This is a genomic window from Kitasatospora sp. NPDC089509, assembly GCF_044749365.1.
GTDB lineage: Bacteria > Actinomycetota > Actinomycetes > Streptomycetales > Streptomycetaceae > Kitasatospora.
The window spans coordinates 398,673-415,689 of sequence record NZ_JBIVHS010000007.1 but is presented as its reverse complement, the minus strand read 5'-3'; the positions used below and the strand labels follow the sequence as shown (position 1 = coordinate 415,689).

At 72.3% G+C, this 17,017-nt stretch carries 16 protein-coding genes and 1 riboswitch; of the genes, 4 read left to right on the top strand and 12 right to left on the bottom strand.

Translation table 11 applies throughout. From position 1 onward, the window contains the following. Window positions 1-74: 74 nt before the first annotated feature. On the top strand, window positions 75-506 hold the full coding sequence (locus tag ACIP4P_RS18555; protein ID WP_350513277.1) for a metalloregulator ArsR/SmtB family transcription factor: 432 nt from the start codon (window positions 75-77) through the stop codon (window positions 504-506). 56 nt (window positions 507-562) lie between these two features. Here ACIP4P_RS18555 and ACIP4P_RS18550 read toward each other — a convergent pair whose 3' ends face one another. From ACIP4P_RS18550 to ACIP4P_RS18510, 9 genes are all read right to left on the bottom strand, one after another. Next, entirely contained in the window at window positions 563-1,129 is a 567-nt protein-coding gene (locus tag ACIP4P_RS18550) for a nucleoside deaminase (RefSeq protein ID WP_400919686.1), read from the bottom strand. Window positions 1,130-1,186: 57 nt separating this feature from the next. Next, window positions 1,187-2,608: a nitrate/sulfonate/bicarbonate ABC transporter ATP-binding protein gene (locus ACIP4P_RS18545; RefSeq protein WP_400919684.1), complete on the bottom strand. Its 1,422-nt coding sequence runs from the start codon at window positions 2,606-2,608 to the stop codon at window positions 1,187-1,189. Window positions 2,609-2,632: 24 nt separating this feature from the next. Then, the gene (locus ACIP4P_RS18540; RefSeq protein WP_400919683.1) at window positions 2,633-4,408 is read right to left on the bottom strand and encodes an ABC transporter permease; all 1,776 of its coding nucleotides are present in this window, start codon (window positions 4,406-4,408) and stop codon (window positions 2,633-2,635) included. 90 nt (window positions 4,409-4,498) lie between these two features. Continuing rightward, the gene (locus ACIP4P_RS18535; protein WP_400919681.1) at window positions 4,499-4,867 is read right to left on the bottom strand and encodes a glyoxalase; all 369 of its coding nucleotides are present in this window, start codon (window positions 4,865-4,867) and stop codon (window positions 4,499-4,501) included. Continuing rightward, on the bottom strand, window positions 4,864-5,385 hold the full coding sequence (locus tag ACIP4P_RS18530; protein ID WP_400919679.1) for a hypothetical protein: 522 nt from the start codon (window positions 5,383-5,385) through the stop codon (window positions 4,864-4,866). Before ACIP4P_RS18530 ends, ACIP4P_RS18535 begins: the two co-directional genes overlap by 4 nt. Before the next feature lie 52 nt (window positions 5,386-5,437). Next, window positions 5,438-5,869 carry a winged helix-turn-helix domain-containing protein gene (locus ACIP4P_RS18525; RefSeq protein ID WP_400919677.1) on the bottom strand — a complete coding sequence of 144 codons (432 nt, stop codon included), beginning with the start codon at window positions 5,867-5,869 and terminating at the stop codon, window positions 5,438-5,440. 55 nt (window positions 5,870-5,924) lie between these two features. Then, window positions 5,925-6,161: a hypothetical protein gene (locus ACIP4P_RS18520; RefSeq protein WP_350513271.1), complete on the bottom strand. Its 237-nt coding sequence runs from the start codon at window positions 6,159-6,161 to the stop codon at window positions 5,925-5,927. An 88-nt stretch (window positions 6,162-6,249) separates the two neighbouring features. Then, complete coding sequence (locus ACIP4P_RS18515; protein WP_400919674.1) at window positions 6,250-6,576, bottom strand: hypothetical protein; 327 nt, start codon at window positions 6,574-6,576, stop codon at window positions 6,250-6,252. Between the two features lie 100 nt (window positions 6,577-6,676). Then, window positions 6,677-8,326 carry an NRAMP family divalent metal transporter gene (locus ACIP4P_RS18510; RefSeq protein ID WP_400919672.1) on the bottom strand — a complete coding sequence of 550 codons (1,650 nt, stop codon included), beginning with the start codon at window positions 8,324-8,326 and terminating at the stop codon, window positions 6,677-6,679. 352 nt (window positions 8,327-8,678) lie between these two features. Further along, a riboswitch (M-box (ykoK) riboswitch) is annotated at window positions 8,679-8,856 on the bottom strand. 209 nt (window positions 8,857-9,065) lie between these two features. Here ACIP4P_RS18510 and ACIP4P_RS18505 point away from each other — a divergent pair. Next, the gene (locus ACIP4P_RS18505; protein ID WP_400919670.1) at window positions 9,066-10,394 is read left to right on the top strand and encodes a YhgE/Pip domain-containing protein; all 1,329 of its coding nucleotides are present in this window, start codon (window positions 9,066-9,068) and stop codon (window positions 10,392-10,394) included. 3 nt (window positions 10,395-10,397) lie between these two features. Here ACIP4P_RS18505 and ACIP4P_RS18500 read toward each other — a convergent pair whose 3' ends face one another. From ACIP4P_RS18500 to ACIP4P_RS18490, 3 genes are all read right to left on the bottom strand, one after another. Continuing rightward, complete coding sequence (locus ACIP4P_RS18500) at window positions 10,398-12,671, bottom strand: FdhF/YdeP family oxidoreductase (protein WP_400919810.1); 2,274 nt, start codon at window positions 12,669-12,671, stop codon at window positions 10,398-10,400. Between the two features lie 112 nt (window positions 12,672-12,783). Beyond that, window positions 12,784-13,725 (bottom strand): formate dehydrogenase accessory sulfurtransferase FdhD, encoded by a 942-nt coding sequence (gene fdhD / locus ACIP4P_RS18495; RefSeq protein WP_400919668.1) that lies wholly within the window; start codon window positions 13,723-13,725, stop codon window positions 12,784-12,786. Window positions 13,726-13,844: 119 nt separating this feature from the next. Continuing rightward, window positions 13,845-14,312, bottom strand: a complete 468-nt coding sequence (locus ACIP4P_RS18490; RefSeq protein WP_400919666.1) for a GreA/GreB family elongation factor — start codon at window positions 14,310-14,312, stop codon at window positions 13,845-13,847. A 297-nt stretch (window positions 14,313-14,609) separates the two neighbouring features. Between ACIP4P_RS18490 and ACIP4P_RS18485 the strand changes: the two genes are divergently transcribed. Next, window positions 14,610-16,052, top strand: a complete 1,443-nt coding sequence (locus tag ACIP4P_RS18485; protein ID WP_350513242.1) for a glyceraldehyde-3-phosphate dehydrogenase — start codon at window positions 14,610-14,612, stop codon at window positions 16,050-16,052. A gap of 130 nt (window positions 16,053-16,182) precedes the next feature. Continuing rightward, on the top strand, window positions 16,183-16,998 hold the full coding sequence (locus tag ACIP4P_RS18480; RefSeq protein WP_400919663.1) for a hypothetical protein: 816 nt from the start codon (window positions 16,183-16,185) through the stop codon (window positions 16,996-16,998). Window positions 16,999-17,017 lie beyond the last annotated feature (19 nt).

Below are 17,017 nucleotides of genomic sequence, written 5' to 3'. Positions count from 1 at the left end.
CCCACGGCGGGGACTTCCCGTTGCGGGGGCTTCCCGGCGCCGGGGCCGTGGGTGTGCGTCGGTACGATCGCTGTATGGGTGGTGCGAATCAAGAGGCCTGGGACACCGATGCGGCGGAGCGGGCCGTGGCCGTGCTGAAGGCGGTGGCCGATCCGTCGCGGTACCGGCTGCTGTGGGCGCTGAGCCGGCGGGAGCTGCCGGTCAGCGAGCTGGCCGAGCTGCTGGGCGCCCATGTGGCGGCCACCTCGCAGCACCTGGCGAAGCTGCGGGCGGCCGGTCTGGTGGTGGCCCGTCGGGAGGGCACCAGGATCTTCTACCGCGCCACCGAGGTGCGCGGTCTGCTCACCGAGGCCGCCGTGATCGCCAACGAGCTCCCGGGCCGCGGTGGTGACGGCGGTGGTGACGGCGACGGCGGCGCGGCCGCGGCCGCCGAGACGGCGGACCAGCCCTTCACCCGGGCCGCCCGCGCCGTCCGGGGGGTGCGCCGCCGCCCCGTGACCGGCTGACCGGTCGGCCGGCTGATCCCGCCGCCGCCCCGTGACCGGCTGAGGCAGGACCCTGCCTACGCCCCGCCCTCCCGGACGGCCTGGGCATGCCGGAACAGCTCGTCCGTCCGGTCGGCGAGCACCCCGCCCAGCAGCAGGCTCGGGCGGTAGAAGGACTCGGCGGCCCGGGCGACATCGGTGGCGGACAGGTCGATCTGGTCCAGTCCGGTGCGGCGCAGCCCCTCGATCGACGTCCCCCACAGGACCTGGTCGATCCCGGCCCAGGCGCAGGCGCTCATGCACATCGGGCAGGGTTCGGCGGTGGTGTACAGGGCGGTGCCCGCCCACTCGGGGCTGCCGTAGGGCTGCCCGTAGTCGTCGATGGCGACCATCTCGCCGTGGTACGTCGGGCCGTCCTGCGCCGCGTTGACACCCCGGCCCACCACCCGGCCGTCGCGCACCAGCACCGCCCCGAAGGGGTAGCGCTCGTGCTTGCGGCCCTCCTCGATCGCCTCGGCCATGAAGTGCTCGTGGCCCCGCGGTGTGGCGGCGGTGGTGGTGGCCGCGGTGGCGGTGGGGACGGCGTACGGCGCCAGCCCGACCGCGCCGACGGATCCGAGGAAGCTGCGCCTGCCCAAACTCACGGTGCTCTCCGTCCGTTGACGTCGACAGAAGTACGGGTACCGCAGCATTGTGCGCGATCACCGCCCCGGTTCGGGCTCCTCCAGCCGGTATTCCCGCCGCGCCGCGTCGTAGCCGAACAGGCCGGCGTAGCGGCCCCAGTCGGTGGCGGTCTCCAGCTGCCGGTCGATCTGCTCGCTGGTGTAGTGGTGGGCGAGCAGGTCGCGGAAGAACCCGGCGCGGACGGTGGCGCCGGGTTCGCCGCTCAGGCTGTTGGCGATCAGCTTGACCAGGGGGACGTCGAGGGCGGCGCCGGCGAACAGGGCGCGGGAGTCCTGGACGTCGGCGTGGGCGAAGGCGGTGCCGTCCTCGGTGAGGAGGAGGTCGTCGCCGTGGATCTCGGCGAAGCCGAGCAGGTCGAGGGCGTCGACCTGGGGGAGCATGTCGTCGATGTCGAGGCCGAGTTCGTCGGCGAGGTCGGCGAGGTCGCAGCGCCCGTCGCGGTGGGCGATCATCTCGGCCAGGCCGGAGAGGCCGTCGACGCTGGCGGAGGGCAGCGGGGTGGTGGCGAGGGTGCGGCGGTCGGAGCGGTCCGGGCCCGGGTCGGCGTCCGGGCCCGGGTCGGCGTCCTGACCCGGGTCGGCGTCCTGGACCGGACGGGCGGCGGACCGACCGTCCTTGGGTCGGCCGGTCATGATCCGGTAGACCCGGTCGACCAGTTCGTCGAACTCGGCCGAGTCGCGGTCGCGCGGGCGTTCCAGGTCGACCTCGACGGTCTCCCGGATGGTGCCGTACGGGCGGGAGCCGAGGACGACGACGCGGTCGGCCATCAGCACCGCCTCCTCGATGTTGTGGGTGACCAGGACGACGGCGCGGGTGGGGAACTGGCCGGAGTCCCACAGCTCCATGAGTTCGCCGCGCAGGTTCTCGGCGGTGAGCACGTCGAGCGCGGAGAACGGTTCGTCCATCATCAGCACGTCCGGTTCGACGACCAGCGCCCGTGCGAAGCCGACGCGTTGGCGCATGCCGCCGGAGAGCTCCTTGGGGTAGGCGTTCTCGAAGCCGGCCAGGCCGATCAGGTCGATGGCCTGGTCGGCGGCGCGGGCGCGTTCGCGCGGGGGAACGCCGCGGGCCTCCAGGCCGAGTTCGACGTTCTGCCGGACGGTCAGCCAGGGCAGCAGGGCGAAGGTCTGGAAGACCAGCGCGGTGCCGGGGTTGGCGCCGGTGAGCGGGGTGCCGCGGTAGCGGACGGTGCCGGAGCTGGGCGGCAGCAGCCCGGCGAGGCAGCGCAGCAGGGTGGACTTGCCGGAGCCGGAGCGGCCGAGCAGGGCGACGATCTCGCCGGCCCGGACGGTGAGGTCGATCCCGGAGAGCACCGGTAGTTCGCCGTCGGCCCCGGCGTAGGACTTGGTGAGGCCGGTGGTCTCCAGCAGCGTCTCGCCGTCGGCCACGGGGGGCTGGGCGACCGCGGCGGCGGGGCGGGAGAAGAACGGGAAGCGCATCGGCGGGAACCTCACGGGGACGGGTCAGAGCGAGTAGCGGCGCTCGGCCAGCCGGTACAGGCGGCGCCAGAGCAGTCGGTTGAGGGCGACGACGTACAGGCTCATCACCGCGACCCCGGCGAGCAGGTGCGGGTAGTCGCCGCGTTCGGTGGCCCGGGCGATGTACGCGCCGAGGCCGGTGGCGGTGAGGGTGGTGCCGCCGAAGGTGACCACTTCGGAGACGATGGAGGCGTTCCAGGCGCCGCCGGAGGCGGTGATGCCGCCGGTGACGTAGGCCGGGAAGATCCCGGGGATGATCAGCCGGCGCCAGCGCTGCCGGCCGCGCACGCCGAGGTTGTCCATGGCCTCGCGCAGGTCGCTGGGGATCGCCATGGCGCCGGCGATGGCGTTGAACAGGATGTACCACTGGGCGCCGAGGGCCATCAGCAGGATGCCGCCGACGTCGATCGACAGCCCGGTGCGCAGCAGCAGCCAGACCACCAGCGGGAACAGGAAGTTGGCGGGGAAGCTGGCGAGGATCTGGACCAGCGGCTGGGCGGTCCGGGTCAGCCGCGGCGAGAAGCCGATCTTCACGCCGATCGGCACCCAGACCACGGTGGCCACGGCGACCAGCACCACCACCCGGGCCAGCGTGGCGAGGCCGAGCAGCAGGGGTTCGCCGAAGACGCCGAGGCCGGTGGCGTCGGCGAGGTAGCGGCCGAGGTCGACCAGGCCCCAGAGCACGATGCCGCCGGCGACCAGGGCGAAGGTGACGTCCCCGGCGCGCTGCCGCGCGGGGCTGACGGCGAGCGGCCGGTCGTCGGTGCCGAACACGCCGCCGGCCCGGTTCAGCGCCCGGCCGAGCGGCCGCAGCGCCCGGGCCAGCAGGCCGGGCAGCCGGGAGCGGCGCAGCAGGTCGAGGACGACGGAGCGCTGCACCTCGGTGGCCTCGGACTGCTCGTTCTTGAAGCGTTCGGCCCAGGCGGTGAGCGGCCGCCAGAACAGGAAGTTCACGCCGACGACCAGGACGGTCATGGTGGCGATCGCCCAGCCGACCCGGCCGAGGTCCCCGGCGGCGATCGCGGCGCCCGCGTAGGAGCCGACCCCGGGCAGCGCGTAGCGCTGGTTGTCGACGCTGATCGCCTCGGAGGCCACCAGGAAGAACCAGCCGCCGCCGAAGCTGAGCATGCCGTTCCAGACCAGGCCGATCATGCCGGAGGGCAGTTCGACCTTCCAGAACCGGGTCCACCGGCTGAACCGGAAGGAGCGCGACAGTTCGTCCAGTTCGCGGGGCAGCGAGACCAGCGAGTGGTAGAAGCCGAAGGTCATGTTCCAGGCCTGGGACGTGAAGATCGCGAAGACGGCCGCGCACTCCAGGCCGAGCATCGAACCGGGGAACAGCGCCAGGAAGCCGGTCACCGCGACGGTCAGGAAGGCGAGCACCGGCACCGACTGGAGGATGTCCAGCGCCGGGATCAGCACCCGTTCCAGCCGGCGGCTGCGGGCGGCGGCGTAGGCGTAGCCGAAGGTGAAGAGCACCGAGACGACGAGGGCGGCGAACATCCGCAGCAGGGAGCGCGCGGCGTCGTACGGCAGCCGGGCCGGGTCGGTGTCCACGGCGGCGTCGCGCGCGGTGGAGAACCGCACGGTGGTGCCCTGTCCGGCCCGCAGGGCGATGTAGAGCAGCACCAGGACGGCGGCCGCCACGAGCACGTCCACCCAGCTCATCCGGGCCGGGCGGCGCGCGGTCCGGGACGGCCGTGAGCCCCGGGACGGGCCCGGGGCGGACTTCTGGAGGGACGGGAAGGACGGGAAGGACATGGCGGGGACCTCCGGCACGCAAACCCGGGCAGTCTGCTCCCTTCTGACGTCCGTACGCAAATGGACCGTTGTCGGCGCGGTCGGGGGCGGCTACCCGACGGCTTCGACGAACTCCAGCAGGTTGCCCACCGGGTCGGTGGTGTAGAAGCGGCGTCCGGGCGGCAGGCTCTCGTCCCAGACCACCTGGGCGCCGAGTTCGGCGAGTCGCAGGGCGAACTCGTCGATCTCGCAGACCGCCATCCCCGGGTGGGCCTTGGTGTTGGGGCGGAAGCGGTCGTCGATGCCGAGGTAGAGCCGCACCCGTCCGCCGTCGGCGGCGAACCAGCACCCGCCGCGCCCGCTCAGCGGCTGGGGCTTGGGGATCTCGGCCATCTGCAGGACGTCGCCGTAGAAGGCGCGCAGCAGGGCCTCGCTGCCGGGCGGTGCGGAGAGCTGGACGTGGTCGAGGGCCGTGATCACTGCGGCCTCCTTCGGGACGGGGCTTCGGACAGGGCTTCGGACGGGGCTGAGGTGTTCGGCTTCCGGGCCGCGGCGACCAGCAGCCGGGCGGTCGGGGTGGGCAGGTCGAGGTGGTGGGCGATCCACTGCGGGTCGTGCCCGTGGGTGGCGAACACCCAGGCGGTGTAGAGCCGGTTCAGCCCGGGGGCGTCGGGGGCCAGCAGCAGCGGACGGACCTGCTCCATCGGGAAGCCCTCCAGCGAGCGGGCGCTGAACCACTGGGCGTCGTCCTCGCCGGCGGCGACCCGCTCGGCGACCGACCGGCCCGCCCGCTGCCGGCTGTGCGCCAGCAGCAGGGCGAGCAGCAGGCCGACCACCGAGGCGCCGATGAGCACGCCGGAGAGGAACAGTCGCAGCGGGGCGGGGGCGACGCCGACGGCGAGGCCCTCGACGGCGAGCAGCAGGAGGACGCCGCTCAGCGCCGTCGTTCGGCCGGTCCAGGGCAGGGACCAGGTGCGGGGCAGGGCGGTTCTGATCACGGGGGTGTCCTCCTTGTTCTGCGCTTGGTCGTCTCCGGTCCGCCGCGGTGGTTCAGGCGGCGCGGACCAGTCGGGGGTCGTACTTGTAGCCGATCTGCCGGACGGTGGCGATCGCGTCCCGGTGGCCGGGGCCGAGCTTGCGGCGGAGCCGGGCGATGTGGGTGGCGATGGTGCGGGTGTCGCCGGTGTCCGGGCGGCCCCACACGTTCTCCATCAGCTGGCGGCGGGAGTGCACCCGCAGGGGGTTGCCGACCAGGTGGGCGAGCAGTTCGAACTCCAGGAACGGCAGGTTGAGCGACTGGCCGTCGACGGTGACGGTGCGCTGCTCGGGGTCCACCACCAGGCCGGGGTCCGGGAGGGTGGCGGTGGCGGTGAGGGTGGTGACGGCGGTGGGCTTCGGGGCGGGCCCGGGGCGACGGGCGGCGGCGGACGCGGCGGCGTGGTCCGAGAAGATGGCGTCGAGCCTGGGGTAGCGCACGGCCATGGCGATGCTCCTTCGGCGAGTACGGCTGGTACGGCGAACGGGGTCGGGGGTGGGCTCAGCGCCCGGCGTGCCAGGAGGCTTCCAGCCGGGTGGTGCCGTCCGGTGCGGTCACCGTGCGCCAGTCGGCCCGCAGCGCGGTCCGGCGGCCGCCGGTCGGCAGTGCGGCGGCCTGCAGCACGGTGTGGTCCAGCGGGCTGGCCGCCAGGCGTCGACCCACCGCGGCGAGGGCGGCGCGCAGTCGGCCGCGATCGGTGGACGGGAGGGTGGGCTGGAAAGCGGCAACGATGGACATGGCAGGTCACCTCCGTGACAGGGCCAGGAAACACGGACAAGTGCGCTGAGGCGCGCGGGAGTTGCTGAAAGCTCAGCTGGCGGAGGACTCAGGCGGCGGGCGCGGCGGCACTCGCGGTGGCGGCCCGGTGCTGGGCGGCGGCGAGGGCGAGGCGGTGCGCGGCGGCCGGCGGGAGGTCCGCGAAGCGGGCGAGCCAGTCCGGGCGGTGGCCCTGCCGGGCCAGCAGATACGCCAGGTGGACGCGGGGCTCGTACGCGGAGGCCGGGCTGTTGGCGGTGCCCGAGTAGGGGCAGGAGCCGGGGTCGTCGAGGCGGTAGGCGCGCTCGACGCCGTCGTGCAGGGCGAGCCGGATGCTCGGGCAGCGGTGGAACGTGGGCTGCTGGAACGGGAGTTCGTGGATCAGGGTGGTGCGCATGGCCGTACTGCCTTCCTTCCCCGGGGTGGGGCGGTCGAGGGTTCCGGGGTGGGGCCGGGGGCGGCGGCGGTGGTGACGGGCGCCGCCCCCGGCGTTCGGATCAGTGGTTCAGGGCGGTCTGGACGACCTTGATGATGACCATGATCATCGCGATCAGCAGGTAGGAGCGCAGGGCGCCCATGCCGATCTTGCGCGCGGTGGACATGACCGGCCGCTCCAGGGTCTCCAGCGGGGGCATCCGCCAGTTCTCCCGGTCGGTGCGGTCGATCGGGTCCTCCTTGGTGCCCTTGCGGCCGAAGGTGAAGAAGTACCCGGCGACCAGGACCCCGGCCACGCCGCAGCCGGCCATGATCCAGAGCAGCGCGTCCGAGCTGATGTCCGGCCAGACCACGGCGGCGGTCAGGATCAGCGACAGCATCACCAGCACGCCGACCACCAGCGAGGTGAAGGCGTTGGTCTTGGGACCGTTGCGCCACGGGCCGAGCACGGCCTTGTCGTTGCAGAGCAGCAGCAGGAAGACGGTGGCGGAGGGCAGCAGCACCCCGGCCAGCACCTGGACGAACTGGGTCATCAGACCCTGGGCGTAGTCGGTGGACAGCAGGGTGATGGCGGCGGCCACCACGACCACGCCGGCGTAGATGCCGTAGAAGCCCTTGGCGCCCTTGACCCCGCGGTGCAGCGAGTGCTTGATGCCGAAAACGTCGCCGATGGCGTAGGCGGTGGAGAGCGAGACCGCGAAGGCGCCGATGATCGAGGCGTCCAGCAGGGCGATCGCGAACAGCACGCCGACCACGTGGCCGGCCTTGTCCTCCAGGCCCTTGGCGATGGCGCCCGCGTCGGAGAACTGGCCGAAGCCGTCGGTGCCCGCGAACGCGGCGGCGCAGAAGCCCATCATGGCGGAGGCGCCGATGATCACGATGGCGATGCCGATCCACAGGTCGGCCTTCTCGTACTTCATGAAGCGCGGGGTGATCCGCTTGTCGATGACGTACGACTGCTGGAAGAACAGCTGCCACGGGGCGACGGTGGTGCCGACGATGGAGACGATCAGCAGCATGACGGTGGCGAGCTCACCCGAGGCGCCCGGCATCTGCGGGACCACGAAGTCGTGGGCCATCTGCGAGGTCTTCGGGTGGACCATGAAGTAGATCGGCACCAGCAGCAGCGAGCCGACACACAGCGTCACCGCGACCCGCTCGAAGCGCCGGAAGGAGCCGGTGAAGGCCGAGGCGATGATGACCGCCGCCGCCAGGATGACGGAGGCGACCTTCGGCAGGCCGAGGTATCCGGCCGCGAGTGTCACGCCGATGAACTCGGTGACCAGGGTGAGGGCGTTCAGCAGGAAGAGGTCGATGACGCTGAAGGCGCCCCAGAACTTGCCGAAGCGCTCCAGGATCAGCCGGGCGTGGCCGACGCCGGTGACGGCGCCCAGGCGCAGCACCATCTCCTGGTTGACGTACAGCACCGGGATCAGCAGGGCCAGCGTCCACAGCAGCTGGGTGCCGTAGTTCTGGCCGGCCTGGCCGTAGGTGGAGAAGGCGCCGGCGTCGTTGTCGCCGACCATGACGATCAGGCCGGGGCCGACGATCGCCATCAGGGTCTTGAGTCTCGCGCTCAGTCCCTCGCGCGGTGCGTTGTCATCGAGCTTGATGGTGCCGAGCGCACCTTTGATGTCGCCGACGTGGGCGTCGTCCAGCACGGCGGTGCGCTGTGCGGGGATCTTGGAGTCGAGGGTCGAGTTGGTGGTCATGGCGTTCCTCCCGGGTACCCCTGGCAGGAGGGGCGGTTGGGGACGCGCGGCAGCAATTCCCCCTGCGTGCGGGCACGGCGCATCGGCGCGCGGTGGTGCCGGCCCGTGCGGACGGGCGCGGGCACGGCGAAGCCGCGTGCGTGGTGCTGGTGCTGTGTGCTGATGCGTCGTCAGGTCAACGCGCAGGGAAGGTTGTTACCGCGTGCCGGAGGTGTACGAGGACAAGCGGGGGCAGGGGCAACTGTGGCCCGGACTACTGCAATCCATGTCTCTCGCCTCCTCCCGGTCGACGCACCCCGTGGTGCGTGTCATCGACACGGCAAGGAGTTCACCGGCGCGCGGAACGGCGACCGGTTCACCCCAACTCGTCAGAGCTTTGGCACTCCACGGCGTGTCCAACCCGCTCGGGCCGGAAGCCACTTCGGATCAACCCTTAGGTCGGGAAGATCTGTCCTAACCCTGGGCGTCTCTCGACGTCGTCGGATCAGTGGCCTGTGTCCGTGAAGAAGCCTCACCGAACGAGGTGCCTTCTTCAAACCTCGAAAAGCATAGCCCCGGCGAAGAGCGTTACTTGCGTACTTGGTAGAACCTTTACCTTTCTCCGCGCGTGACACCCGCCCGGGTGACGCGGGTTTGACCGGCGTGTGACCACGGAACGACTTCCCGCCGTGACGGCGGCACCGCACCGGCCGTACCGGCAGCGCACGGCATCCGCCCGTGCCCGAACCCGAGGGATGGCATGGCGACCGCAGGCTCCCAGGAGGCTCCCCGGCAGGTTCCCCCGCAGGCCAGGGCGCTGACCCTCGCCCGGAAGCCCAAGCTCTGGCTCTTCCCGAGCATCCTGTGCGCCCTGGTGGCCGTGCTGCTCTCGCTGCTCTACCTGGGCGGCATCGTCAACCCGACCGGGCACCTGCACCGGCTGCCGATCGCCCTGGTGAACGCGGACCAGGGCCCGCCCCCGCCCGGCCGGCCGACCGGCTTCGGCACCGAGCTGACCAGGGCCGTGATCGCCGGCACCCCGGGCGAGACGGTGAACTGGCGGCAGACCGACGAGGCCGGCGCCCGTGACCTGCTCGCCTCCGGCAAGGTCTACGGCGCGCTGCTCGTCCCCGCGGACTTCACCGCCGCCGTCGGCCGGCTGGTCACCGGCGGCGCCACCGGGCGCCCCACCCTCACCGTCCTCACCAACCCCGGCCTGGGCAGCCTCGGCTCCTCGATGGCCGCCCAGATCGCCCAGAACGCCGCCCACCAGGCCTCGGTCGCGGCCGGAGCGCAGCTCCTCGCCGCCGTACCGGCACCGAAGGCCCAGGCCCAGGGGGCCCCGACCCCCGACACCGGTGCCACCGCCCGGCTGCTGCTCGCCGACCCGTTCGCCGTCGCCACCCAGGTCGGCCACCCGATCGGCAGCCACAGCGGCCTCGGCCTCAGCGCCTTCTACTACACCCTGCTGGCCGTCCTGACCGGCTTCATCGGCGGCAACATCATCCACAACGGCGTCGACGGCGCCCTGGGCTACAGCGACAGCGAGATCGGCCCCTGGCACACCCGCCGCCCCACCGTCCCGATCAGCCGCACCCAGACCCTGCTGCTCAAGATGCTGATGACCGCCGGGATTATGCTGGTCACCACCTCCCTGGTGCTGCTCTGCACGGCCGGCATCCTCGGCATGGACGCCCCGCACCAGGCGCTGCTGTGGCTGTTCGCCTACTGCGCCAGCCTGGCCGTCGGCCTCGGGGTGCAGGCGATCAACGCCGCGTTCGGCGGGATCGGGCAGCTGGTGTCCATGTTCGTCTTCATCGCGCTGGCCCTGCCCTCCTCCGGGGCGACCGTCCCGCTGCAGGCGGTGCCCGGCTTCTACCGCTTCCTCGGCGTCTTCGAGCCGATGCGCCAGCTGAGCGACGGCATCCGGGCGATCCTCTTCTTCGACGCCCGCTCGGACGCCGGGCTGGCCCGCGGCTGGACCATGATCGCGGTCGGGGTGGTGCTGGCCCTGGCCTTCGGCTTCGGGATGACCCGCTACTACGACCGCAAGGGCCTGCACCGCTGGACGCCCCAGCCCACGGACTAGGCCCTAGGCCCGGCTCCTGGTCACCGTCACCTTCAGGTGCTTCATGATCGGCTGGTCGCTCTGGGTGCTGTGGTCCCCGATCGCGCACAGCACGTTCAGCTCCGGCATGTACCCGGCCGCGCAGCCGCGCGGGATGTCGTACGGGATCGCCAGGTAGCCGTGCACCGAGCGGGTGGAGCCGTCCCGGGCGGTGCTGGTGACGTCCACCGGGTCGAACTCGGCGATGCCGCGCTCGCGCATGTCCTCCCGGTTCAGGAAGACCAGCGTCCGCAGGTTCTTCACGCCCCGGTAACGGTCGTCGTCCGAGTAGATGGTGGTGTTCCACTGGTCGTGCGAGCGCATCGTGCCCAGTGCCAGGGTGCCCGGTTCGGGGACGACGTCGGGCAGCGGGGCGGCGGAGAACTCCGCCTTGCCGGTGCGGGTGAGGAAGACCAGTTCGCGGGCCGGCTGCTTGATCCGGAAGCCCAGCGGCAGCCGCACCCGGCGGTTGAAGTCCTCGAAGCCGTCCAGCACTTCGGCCATGGTGTCGCGGATCCGGTCGTAGTCCTCGACGTACCACTCCCACGGGGTGGCGCTGTCCGGCAGCGCCGCGCGGGCCATCCCGGCGACGATCGCGGGCTCGGAGAGCAGGTGCGGCGAGGCCGGGCGCTTCATCCCGACCGACAGGTGCACCATGCTCATCGAGTCCTCGACCGAGGTGGACTGCACCCCGGCGCGCCGGTGGTCCTTCTCGGTCCGGCCCAGGCACGGCAGGATCAGCGCCCGGCGGCCGTGCACCAGGTGGCTGCGGTTCAGCTTGGTGCTCACCTGCACGGTCAACTCGCAGGCGCGCAGCGCCTCCTGGGTGTACGGGGTGTCCGGCGCGGCGAGCGCGAAGTTGCCGCCCATGCCGACGAACACCGTCACCTCGCCGCGCCGCATCGCCTCGATCGTGCCGACCGTGTCCAGGCCGTGGGCGCGCGGCGGGTCGAACCGGCAGACCGCGCCGAGCCGGTCCAGGAAGGCGTCGGTGGGCCGGTGGTCGATCCCGCAGGTGCGGTTGCCCTGGACGTTGCTGTGCCCGCGCACCGGGGACGGCCCGGCGCCCTCGCGGCCCAGATTGCCGCGCAGCAGCAGGAGGTTGACGATCTCCCGGACGGTGTCCACGCCGTGCTCGTGCTGGGTGACGCCCAGGCACCAGCTGAAGATCGAGCGGTCCGCCTCCCGGTAGACCCGGGCCGCCTCCAGGATCTCGGCCCGGCTCAGCCCGCTCTGGCGCTCGATCTCCGACCAGGGCGTGGCCGCGCAGACGTCGCGGTAGGCGGCGAAGCCGGCGGTGTGGCGCTCGATGAACAGCCGGTCCAGCGCCTTGCGGTCGGTCGCGGACTGCTCCAGGACCGCCTTCGCCATCCCGCGCAACAGCGCCATGTCGCCGCCGATCCGCACCTGGAGGTTCAGCGTGCCGGTCCGGGTGGACCTGTTCAGCGCCATGTCGGTGAAGTCGTGCGGAATGATCGTCCGCCGGGAGGCCGCCTCGATCAGCGGGTTGATGTGCACGATCTGCGCGCCCCGCCGGTACGCCTCGGCGAGCGAGGTGAGCATCCGGGGCGCGTTGGAGGCCGCGTTGACGCCCAGGACGAACAGCGCGTCGGTGACCTCCCAGTCCTTGAGGTCGGCCGTCCCCTTCCCGGTGCCCAGCGCCGCCTGCAGCGCCCGACCGCTGGCCTCGTGGCACATGTTGGAGCAGTCCGGCAGGTTGTTGGTGCCCAGCTCGCGGGCCAGCAGCTGGTACAGGAAGGTCGCCTCGTTGCCGAGCCGGCCGGAGGTGTAGAACGCGGCCCGGTTCGGGTCGTCCAGGCCGCGCAGGGTGCGGCCGACCAGCTCGAACGCCGCCTGCCAGCCGATCGGGACGTAGTGGTCGGTCTCCGGGTCGTAGCTCATCGGCTCGGTCAGCCGGCCCTGGTCCTCCAGCGCGAAGTCGCTCCAGCCGGACAGCTCGGTCACCGAGTGGGCGGCGAAGAACTCCCGGCCGACCCGCTTGCGGGTCATCTCCCAGGTGACGTGCTTGATGCCGTTCTCGCAGATGTCCAGGTGCAGGCCCTTGGTGTCGTCCGGCCAGGCGCACCCCGGGCAGTCGAAACCGGTGTTCTCGTGGTTCATCCGCATGACCGCCCGCGGGCCGTCGACGTAGGCGCCCTCGCGCAGCAGGAAGCGGGTGACGCTCTTGGCGGCGCCCCAGCCCGCGGCCGGGTGGGTGTACGGCGCGAACTGCGGCGCCCCGTCGGGGGAGGGGCCCACGGCCTCCGGTCGTGGCTCCGGCTGCGGGGCGGCGGTCTTGTCGACGTCGTCGTCGGAGGTGGTCACGGCACTCGCCTTCCGCGCACGGGTCCTGCTGGGGTCCCGGTCGACGCTACGCCGGGCCGTCGGCCCCCGCGCGTCGAGCGACCGCGACCCGGCCGTCCGTCGGGTCCTCCGTCGGCTCCTCCGTCGGGTTCTCTGTCGGGTCCTCCATCGGGCCCTCCGTCCCGGTGGTCTCGATCCGGTCCGGGCGGGTGTACACGTTCATCGAGTCGCCGCGCAGGAAGCCGACCAGGGTCAGCCCGCTCTCCTCGGCCAGGTCCGCCGCCAGCGAGGACGGCGCGGAGACGGCGGCGAGCAGCGGGATGCCCGCCATCACGGCCTTCTGGACCAGCTCGAAGGAGGCCCGGCCGCTGACCATCAGCACCGTGCCGCGCGCCGGGAGCAGCCCCTCGCGCAGCGCGTGGCCGACCACCTTGTCCACCGCGTTGTGCCGCCCCACGTCCTCCCGCAGGCAGAGCAGCCGCCCCTCGGCGTCGAACAGTCCGGCCGCGTGCAGGCCGCCGGTGCGGTCGAAGACCTTCTGGGCGGCGCGCAGCCGCTCGGGCAGCGCGGACAGCAGCTCCGGGGTGACCCGCAGCCCGTCCTCGGCGACGCTCCACGGCGCGGTGGCGCGCACCGCGTCCAGGCTGGCCTTGCCGCACAGGCCGCAGGAGGAGGTGGTGTAGAAGTTGCGCTCCAGCGAGGCGTCCGGGGCGGGCACCCCGGCGGCGAGCGCCACGTCCACCACGTTGTAGGTGTTGCCGCCGTCGGCGGTGGCCCCGGCGCAGTAGCGGATCCCGGCCAGGTGGTCGGCGGCGTGCAGCACGCCCTCGCCGGCCAGGAAGCCGACCGCCAGGTCGAAGTCGTTGCCGGGGGTGCGCATGGTCACCGTGAGCGGGCGGCCGCCGACCCGGATCTCCATCGGCTCCTCGGCGGCCAGGGTGTCGGGTCGGTGCGCGGGCACGCCCTGGCGCAGCCGCAGCACCCGGCGGCTCACGGTCACTCGGCCCATGGCGGTCGGCTCCTCGGTGTGGGTCGGTTCGTACGTTTCGGTTCGTACGTTTCGGTTCCTACGGAGGAATCCTCTCGCAGCACCGTACGGACCGCCGACCTGCTCCGCCGTCCCCTCTCCTAAGCGGCGTCGCCCACCGCCAGCACCACCGCGCTCGCCGCGCCGCCCGGCGTCTCGTAGGTCACCCGCTCCCCGGCGTGCCGGCCCAACAGCGCCTTCCCGAGCGGACTGTCGTACGTCACCAGGGTCAACTCCCGCTCCTCGGCCAGCTCGGAGATCTCGACGGTCTCCTCCTCGCCGTCCCCGAACCGCACCTTGACGGTCGAGCCCACCCCGATCACGTCCGTCGACGGCGCCCCGGCCACCTCGGCCTCCCGCAGCCGCCCCTCCAGCTCGACGATCCGCCGGTCCAGCCGGGTCACCTCCGACGCCCGCTGCAACTCGTCCGCCGCGTCCGCCCGGTCCCCCACCGGATCCTCCCCCCGCAGGGTCGCGGCCACCACCCCCCGCTCCGTCCGCAGCTGCGCCAACTCCTCGCGCACCGCCCGCAGCCCCTCGGCACTGATCGGTTCCGGACCACCGCTCATCGCACGCTCCCGGGTCTCTCGCCACACCCTCAAGCACCGGCCATCCCATTACCCCACCCCGCCGCGCCCCCGGCAAATCCTCGGCAGGGGGCCCTCGCCGGAGGCGGGACGGGTGGCCGGAATCCCGTGCGGGTGGGGCGGGTTCGGGGGTGGTGGTGGTCACCTTTGGTGGTCGGGTGGCGAGGGAACGTGCAGGTGGGAGGGGTGGGTGCGGGGGGTGGTGGTGGGACCGGCCGCGGGGGCGCGGGCGGGCGAAGCTACCATGTGGGCAACACCCTCAGCTCGAAAGATGGACTTGTGACTGTCAACGACGACGTGTTCACGGACTGGAAGAACCGCGAGGAGATCGCGGAGTCGATGATCCCGATCATCGGGCGGCTGCACCGGGAGAAGGACGTCACCGTCCTGCTCCACAGCCGTTCCCTGGTGAACAAGTCGGTGGTCAGCATCCTCAAGACGCACCGCTTCGCCCGGCAGATAGCCGGCGAGGAGCTCTCGGTCACCGAGACGATGCCGTTCCTGGAGGCACTGACCGCCCTGGACCTCGGCCCCTCGCAGATCGACCTGGCGATGCTCGCCTCTGCCTACCGGGCGGACGACCGGGGCCTGTCGGTGGCGGAGTTCACCGCCCGGGCCGTCGCCGGCGCCACCGGTGAGAACAAGCTGGAGCGCCGGTCCGCGCAGGACGTCGTGCTGTACGGGTTCGGCCGCATCGGCCGGCTGGTCGCCCGGCTGCTGATCGAGAAGGCCTCCGGCAACGGCCTGCGCCTGAAGGCGATCGTGGTGCGCGGCGGTGGCGACGACGACCTGGTGAAGCGCGCCTCGCTGCTGCGCCGGGACTCGATCCACGGCCAGTTCCAGGGCACCATCACCGTCGACGAGGTCAACAACAAGCTCGTCGTCAACGGCAACGAGATCACGGTGATCTACTCCAACGACCCGAGCGAGGTCGACTACACGGAGTACGGGATCAAGGACGCGATCCTGATCGACAACACCGGCAAGTGGCGTGACCGCGAGGGCCTGTCCAAGCACCTGCGCCCCGGCATCGCCAAGGTCGTGCTGACCGCCCCGGGCAAGGGCGACGTGCCCAACATCGTGCACGGCGTCAACCACGACATGATCAAGCCGGACGAGCAGATCATCTCCTGCGCCTCCTGCACCACCAACGCCATCGTCCCGCCGCTGAAGGCGATGGAGGACGAGTACGGCGTGGTCCGCGGGCACGTGGAGACCGTCCACTCGTTCACCAACGACCAGAACCTGCTGGACAACTACCACAAGGCCGACCGTCGCGGCCGCTCGGCACCGCTGAACATGGTGATCACCGAGACCGGTGCCGCCTCGGCCGTCGCCAAGGCCCTGCCGGACCTCAAGGCGAAGATCACCGGCAGCTCGATCCGGGTGCCGGTGCCGGACGTGTCCATCGCGATCCTCAACCTGCAGCTGAAGCGCGAGACCAACCGCGAGGAGGTCCTCGACTACCTCCGGAACGTCTCGCTGACCTCGCCGCTGAAGCGCCAGATCGACTTCACCGACTCGCCGGACGCGGTCTCCAGCGACTTCATCGGCTCGCGCCACGCCTCGATCGTGGACGCCGGCGCGACCAAGGTCGACGGCGACAACGCGATCCTCTACCTGTGGTACGACAACGAGTTCGGCTACTCGTGCCAGGTCGTCCGGGTCGTGCAGTACATCTCGGGTGTCGAGTACCCGACCTTCCCGGCGCCGGCGGTCTGATTCCGCCGACGGGCTCGTGACGACGGGGCGGTGACCTTTCGGTCGCCGCCCCGTCGGCGTTCCCGGGAACGGTGCTTCGTGTGCGGGGTAGGGTGACGGGTCACGGACAGCCGTAAGGGAGCGGGCGGGCATGGGGATGGGGACGGGTGGTCGGCGGATCGCGGTCGCGGTGGCGGTCGGGGTGCTGTCGGGGGTGCTGGCCGGGTGTTCGTCCGGCGGGTCGGCGGACGCCAACGGGGCTGCGGGGACGGCGAGTTCGGCGGTGACGACGGGCGCTGCGGCGTCCGCGGCAACGGGGACGGCGGGTGCGGCAACGGGGACGGCGTCGGCGTCGACGTCCGCGGCCCCGGGGGCGACGGCGGCGGCCGGCGCGACGGCCTCCGCGGGGACGGCGGCGGGCGGTGCGGACGCGGCGCCGGTGCCCCGGGCGGACCTGGAGGCGGTGCTGCTGGACGACAAGGTGGTCGGGCAGGTGCTCCCCGACGCCCGGGCGATGACCGGTTGGGACGAGGAGAAGCGTCGGGTCGACAGCGCCGACCACGCCGTCACCTGCACCGCGTCGACGCCCTGCACGGGCAAGCCGCTCAGCGGGTCGGTCCGGTTCTCCGCGGGGGACAGGATCGCCCGCTTCCTGGTGGAGACGCTGCCCAGCCGGGACGCGGCGCGGAACCGGCTGACGGAGACCTACGCCTCCTACCCGGTCGGGCCGTTCCGGAAGGTCGACTCCCCGGTGCTGGGCAGTGAGAGCCAGGCCTTCGTGGGGCCGCTGGCCGGGGGCGACGGGGTGAGCATCGTGGTCCGCTCGGGCACCGTGGTGGCGAGCGTGACGACCGAGGGCGGTGCGGTGGACCTGCCCACGGCCCGGCGGTTCGCGGTGATGCTGGTCAACCGGATCGAGCAGGCGCAGTCGGGGAAGGTGCCGGACGCCGGGCCGGGCACGGCCTGAGGGGCTCGGCCCCGGACCG

Excerpts from the sequence above, each read along its gene's own strand:
- ACIP4P_RS18515 (WP_400919674.1), bottom strand. The coding sequence starts at position 6,576 with ATGCGCACCACCCTGATCCACGAACTCCCGTTCCAGCAGCCCACGTTC.
- ACIP4P_RS18540 (WP_400919683.1), bottom strand. The coding sequence starts at position 4,408 with ATGTCCTTCCCGTCCTTCCCGTCCCTCCAGAAGTCCGCCCCGGGCCCG.
- ACIP4P_RS18525 (WP_400919677.1), bottom strand. The coding sequence starts at position 5,869 with ATGGCCGTGCGCTACCCCAGGCTCGACGCCATCTTCTCGGACCACGCC.
- fdhD (WP_400919668.1), bottom strand. The coding sequence starts at position 13,725 with ATGGGCCGAGTGACCGTGAGCCGCCGGGTGCTGCGGCTGCGCCAGGGC.
- ACIP4P_RS18520 (WP_350513271.1), bottom strand. The coding sequence starts at position 6,161 with ATGTCCATCGTTGCCGCTTTCCAGCCCACCCTCCCGTCCACCGATCGC.
- ACIP4P_RS18505 (WP_400919670.1), top strand. The coding sequence starts at position 9,066 with ATGGCGACCGCAGGCTCCCAGGAGGCTCCCCGGCAGGTTCCCCCGCAG.
- ACIP4P_RS18545 (WP_400919684.1), bottom strand. The coding sequence starts at position 2,608 with ATGCGCTTCCCGTTCTTCTCCCGCCCCGCCGCCGCGGTCGCCCAGCCC.
- ACIP4P_RS18480 (WP_400919663.1), top strand. The coding sequence starts at position 16,183 with ATGGGGATGGGGACGGGTGGTCGGCGGATCGCGGTCGCGGTGGCGGTC.
- ACIP4P_RS18555 (WP_350513277.1), top strand. The coding sequence starts at position 75 with ATGGGTGGTGCGAATCAAGAGGCCTGGGACACCGATGCGGCGGAGCGG.
- ACIP4P_RS18490 (WP_400919666.1), bottom strand. The coding sequence starts at position 14,312 with ATGAGCGGTGGTCCGGAACCGATCAGTGCCGAGGGGCTGCGGGCGGTG.
- ACIP4P_RS18510 (WP_400919672.1), bottom strand. The coding sequence starts at position 8,326 with ATGACCACCAACTCGACCCTCGACTCCAAGATCCCCGCACAGCGCACC.